This is a genomic window from Bilophila sp. 4_1_30 (assembly GCF_000224655.1).
GTDB lineage: Bacteria > Desulfobacterota > Desulfovibrionia > Desulfovibrionales > Desulfovibrionaceae > Bilophila > Bilophila wadsworthia.
Genome location: NZ_JH114231.1, coordinates 33,817 through 38,311 on the forward strand (window position 1 = coordinate 33,817; position 4,495 = coordinate 38,311).

General features: G+C 60.6%; 5 protein-coding genes and 1 pseudogene. All 6 read right to left on the reverse strand.

The genetic code is table 11. The features are described 5' to 3' along the window. A pseudogene (locus HMPREF0178_RS21775) lies at positions 1-342 on the reverse strand (phage baseplate protein); the annotation flags it as partial. Next, complete coding sequence (locus tag HMPREF0178_RS00155) at positions 339-662, reverse strand: hypothetical protein (protein WP_009367872.1); 324 nt, start codon at positions 660-662, stop codon at positions 339-341. The pseudogene HMPREF0178_RS21775 and the gene HMPREF0178_RS00155, both read right to left, overlap by 4 nt. Beyond that, positions 662-1,045: a phage tail protein gene (locus HMPREF0178_RS00160; protein WP_009367873.1), complete on the reverse strand. Its 384-nt coding sequence runs from the start codon at positions 1,043-1,045 to the stop codon at positions 662-664. Before HMPREF0178_RS00160 ends, HMPREF0178_RS00155 begins: the two co-directional genes overlap by 1 nt. A 501-nt stretch (positions 1,046-1,546) precedes the next feature. After that, positions 1,547-3,085 carry a phage baseplate assembly protein V gene (locus HMPREF0178_RS20260; RefSeq protein WP_009367875.1) on the reverse strand — a complete coding sequence of 513 codons (1,539 nt, stop codon included), beginning with the start codon at positions 3,083-3,085 and terminating at the stop codon, positions 1,547-1,549. Between the two features lie 7 nt (positions 3,086-3,092). Continuing rightward, positions 3,093-4,145: a phage late control D family protein gene (locus HMPREF0178_RS00175; protein ID WP_009367876.1), complete on the reverse strand. Its 1,053-nt coding sequence runs from the start codon at positions 4,143-4,145 to the stop codon at positions 3,093-3,095. Then, the gene (locus HMPREF0178_RS00180) at positions 4,136-4,342 is read right to left on the reverse strand and encodes a tail protein X (protein ID WP_009367877.1); all 207 of its coding nucleotides are present in this window, start codon (positions 4,340-4,342) and stop codon (positions 4,136-4,138) included. Before HMPREF0178_RS00180 ends, HMPREF0178_RS00175 begins: the two co-directional genes overlap by 10 nt. Positions 4,343-4,495 lie beyond the last annotated feature (153 nt).

Consider the following 4,495-nt stretch of genomic DNA (forward strand, 5'->3'; position numbering starts at 1 on the left):
TTGCGGGATGAGCACGGGCCAGCCCAGCGTTTCCGCCGTGCTGAACCGCAGCACGGTGCGGGACGGGCTGGCGGGCAGCCGGGCCGTGTCCACCAGCGCGCCGATGAGGTCCTGATGCGGCCCCCGGGCGTGGGCCAGATACTGCTGGTTCCCGGTTTCGTTGATGAAGGCCGCCAGCAGGCTGATGATGTAGGCGTTGGACTGGAGGAACAGCCGCACCGGGTCGCCGGGATAGACGGTCTGGCCCGAGGCTTCCTCGTAGGCGGTGATGACCATCTCCTCGATGCCGGAGGGCGTCAGTTCCGAAAAATCCACGGCGGTGAAGTCGTCAAGCAGGCTCACAATGTCACCCCTTCCCTGAGCTTGAAGGTCACGACGGGCCGGAGTTGCCCGTCGAGGGTTTCGGCCCGCAAAAGCCGGATGCTCACCACCTCGGCGCGGGGTTCCTTTTCTTCGATGGCGTCCGTCAGTTCCGCGATCCGGAGCGCGGCCATCACCGGGGCCGGGGCGTCGATAGCGCCGCCGTGCGAGGCGAAACGCCGGTCCAGCGGGACGGAGTAGGCGAACGTGGTCAGGATCATCCGGATGTTCTGGACAACGGCGTCCAGCCCCGTGGCCCCGATGACGAGCGGGGCCGCCTCGCGCATGTCGACGACGGGCATCAGTGGTACTCCTTCAGGGCCAGCGTCAGGCCGATGGTGTGGACGCCGCCGGGGCCGCTGTTGCGCCAGTCCTGCGTCACGCTTTCGATGATGACCTTGCCCCAGTTGAGCCCCCCGAGGATGAGCCGGTTGACCTCGCCGCGCTTGCACATGGCCCCGAGGCTGTCTGCTTCCCGCATGGGATTGACGCCGAGGGCGGCGCTGAGGGTCATGGAAATGGAGAAGGTCCCCAGCTCAGGGGCGATGAATTCGACGCAGGGGAGCGCGCCCTGCACCTGATGCTCCTCGATGCGGGCCTTGCGTTCCCGGGTGACCTGCGACGGGGTGAACACCCGCGTGTCGGACACTTCAAAGACGACGTTGCCGAGGGTGCCTACGCGCATAAAGCCTCCGGGAAGGATACAGGATGCAAGCGGAGGCCCCCGGCGCGGAAGGCGTGGGAGGAGGAAGCTCTATCGGAGAGGCAGGGTTGAGAAGAGAGGATGGGAAGAGGGGTGGGGCAGTCTACGCCGGGAAGTACTGTTTTGGGGGGTGAGATTATACAGGGATGGGGGAGTACAGAACCGCGTGTATCCCGATTGCCACTAAGGGACCACACAAAAAGGCGAAGCATGGCAACAAAAAAACGAAACGTGCTTCCCGCGTCCGTATCCAGCCTATTACGCATGCCGCGAGTCCCGCATGCAGGATAAGCCAAGCAATGGCCGTTTCCCAGTGGAAAAACCAGAGTTCTGCGTACGTTTGGAGTAGCAGAGGCCATTTCCACGGGTACAAAAGCATTTTGGGGCTCTCTATTGCCGCTGGGATGACGTAGCTTGCGGCAAGCAAGCAACAGGCAATGATGGCCAAGGGCCGCCAGTGATATGGGAGACGTGTTGTTCCTGTCATAGTTGCGTATCATAAATCATGATCCCGATGTTATCAACAATCTTTGGTTGAGAAAGGACAAGGAAATCTTCTCCCAGTCCATATTTTTTGCGGAACTCCTGAAAGGAACCATTTGTTACATGAAAATAAGAACTAGTGGCATCGCCACCTGTTACAGAAAAAGCCTTTTCTTTGCAGCTCCAATACTTAAGATCGTATTCACCATCGAAATTAAAAGAGTCCCATACGATAATGGCTACTTTACGTATAGTTATCCTATGCCCGCCTTCCGGCAAGGGTTTTACATCTCCTGCTGCGAGGGTGCGGAATGTAAAATTGCCCATTGCGGCCATGAGTCCGTCAGAGGAAAGGTCAGCAAACCCATAAACGGTTACTTGCTGAAAATAACTAGCTTTCCATTTATCCCACTGGGTTATGGTGTAATCAAAAGACGTGGGTATGTTGGTAAGCAAACCATCTTTATGAAGAACATGAGCTAGGGTATCCAGCGCCTTGGGACTGAAAAGTTGATCGCTCATAATGAGTGCGTCGTAAGCTGTTTGGGCCCGTTGATATGAAAGTATCCAGTTCATATCAACTAAGAACGGCTCTGTGCTTTTATATGCATCATCATTCGCTCTACCACCGAACCATTTATGGAACATATCCCGCAGATACAGCCAGCCTTTTTTATTATCTTCCGTCCAACAATCTTCCGCCTCGGCCTCTGCGATTTCCGGTAGGCAGAGTAGAAGTTTTTCCATAGGGGTAAGCGGCTCAGGTAAACTGTTTTGCACGATATCGAACATGAGTTCCCAGAAGCCGCTTCCGTTATCGTCGGTTGTGCCGGAACTTCCTCCACCCTCGGGCTTTCCGCTGGTGTCCGGGCCGCTCTCCACGCCCTCGTGCTGGTGCCCGCGCAGGGAAACGTCCCCGGCGCTCACGTCCCCGCCCGGAACGGACAGGGAGCCGTTGCAGATGGTCTGGTTGCCGCACAGGATGCTTGAGGCCGCCCCGCCCGCGTAGCCTTGCTGGGAGAGGTTGCCTTCCAGCCGGATATGGGGGGCGCGCAGGGTGATGCCGGTCTTGGATTCGGTGACGATGGCTTTTTTGGCCGTGGCCGTGATGCCGCCTTCGGTTTCGATGTCCGCGTCGCCCATGACCTTGGCGGTCAGCTTGTGGCCCTTGCGGTCGTACCAGAGTTCCGTGCCGTCCTCGTAGCGGACGTAGTCGACCTGCGCCTCTTGGTTGGGGGAAGGCGTCTTCGCCGTGTAATGCGCGCCGAGGATGACGCCCTGTTCCAGCCCTTGCCCGGAGAACAGGCAGGCCACGGGTTCCCCGATGTCGGGCAGGGCCTGCGCCTTGTCCTTCAGCGTGCGTCGCCCAAGGACGCGCAGGGGCATGGTCACCATGCCGTCCCCGTCCGGGAGCTGGACGCGGGCCGTCCCCGTCGCCGTATCCACCCCGGTCACGGTGCCGAAACGCAGGGATGCGCCCCGGTTGCTTTCCAGCGACGCGATCCGCCGTTCCTGTTGCGCGTAGTCGAATCCGCTCATGTTGCCCTCAATAGTCCAGCGTCCGGCGCAGTTCCACGCCGGTCGTGTATTGGCCTTCGATTCTGTGGGTTGCCGTGGTGACGAAATACTTGCCGTCGAATGTCCCGAAACCGTCCAGCGTCAGCGTGCACCCGGCCACCACGCCGGGGTGCCCCATGATGTCGAGCGAGCCGGTGTTTTCGGCTTCGTTTTTGTTCCGCAGGGCGCTTTGGGCGAAGGTTTCCGCTTCGGCCTTCGACTCGACCTTCTGGTTGATGAGCGTTATTTTTTCCCGTTGCCCGTCAGCGCCGGGCTCGCCGAAGGAATAGGAGTGCATTTCCCCTGATTCCGGGTCCATGTACTGGACGTCGCAGCCGCTGTAGGCCGTCCCTTCCGATTTTTCCTTGAACGACCACCGCGACGGCGAAAACTGCCCTCCGGTTCTGGAGATGGCGACGGCGGCTGCGCGGGCGTCACCGCGTTTCGCGGCCTCGCAGACGAGCCTGCCGTCATGGACCTTGACGTTCACCCCCCGGGCGGAGGCCAGCCGCTGCAGGAAGGGCAGGTCGGATTCCTCGCGCTGGTCCTGCCGGTTGAACGGGAAGGCATCGGCGTTGTAGAGCAGCTCAAGCCCGTTGCGCTGGGCGATTTCCCCGGCCACGGCCTGCAGGGAATAGCCTTCCCATGCCTGCGTTTTTTTCGTTTCCCGCAGCCCGTCCGTGAGCGCGGCGGACACGGCCTTGATGCTGACCTTGGTCGGCGGGCCGGAATATTCCACCTCATCGACCTTGAACGAGCCGCAGTTCAGGGAGGCGTCCTGACCGGGGCCGAACCAGTCCGTGCACAGGATACGCATGGACACCTCGGTCCCTTTCTTGGGAGCCCATTCCCCGAGCCACTTGCCGTCCCGGTCGTGCAGATCGAGGCGTACTTCGTCGGCCTTGCCCGCGGCGTTGTCGGTGTAGGTTGCGGACAGGAGCGAGGGGGCGAGCGCGTCCGTGGCGTCATGGCCGCCGATGGTGACGGCGAGCCTCACGCGCCGGGCGTGCTCCTGCTCTTGTTTCCCGTTGTTTACATCCACGGCGGAAGCTCCATGTTGATTTCCGGTTTTTTGACGCCGTCGGGTATGTTCAGCCGGACCCCGGCGGGGAACTCAAGCATATCCATGTGTTCGATGTTGGCGGCGATGAGCCTGTCCATGAGGTGCTCGTCGCCCCACAGCCGGAGAGCGATGGCGTCCCAGCAGTCGCCTTGTTGCGTTATGTACTCAGTTGCCATAGGCGAGTCTCCTCTGATCTCCGACGATGTTGCCGAGCATGCGGGCAATCCGTTCCTCAATGGCGGCAGCGCGGCTGTCGATGCTGCGCAGCAGCGCGTCGCCCATGTCCGCGGCGGGGATGCCGTTGAGGGTGACGGGCATGGAAAAGTTCA